The following is a 357-nucleotide window of genomic DNA, read 5'->3' on the forward strand; positions in this document are numbered from 1 at the left end:
CAAAGGGCGATCCGCCCATCCCATCCAGCCGATGCAAGACCGTCGCCTAGGGCGACCATCGCGCCGACGGGCAGCGGGTGCCAGATCTCGGATTGCAGGGGCTCCGGGCTATCCCCCCAGATAACGACACGGCCATCCTGTCCCCCGGAGGCAAAGCGACCGCCTTCAAGCGGGACAACAGCCGTGACCGCCCCTTCGTGGTGACGGGTGACCTGCATGGCTGTGAAACCATCCCAGACAATGGCCCGGGTATCGAAGGATCCGGAATAGATCCGACCTGCCTCGTCCGTCGCCAGGGCGCGCACAGGTCCACCATGACCGCGTAGATCTTGCGCCAAGACAGGGGCAGGGGCCAGC

At 65.8% G+C, this 357-nt stretch carries 1 pseudogene; it reads right to left on the minus strand.

From position 1 onward, the window contains the following. Positions 1–305, minus strand: a pseudogene (locus E0702_RS15935) (hypothetical protein); the annotation flags it as partial. Between the last annotated feature and the right edge of the window lie 52 nt (positions 306–357).

The organism is Halomonas marinisediminis (genome assembly GCF_004347715.1).
Lineage (GTDB): Bacteria > Pseudomonadota > Gammaproteobacteria > Pseudomonadales > Halomonadaceae > Halomonas > Halomonas icarae.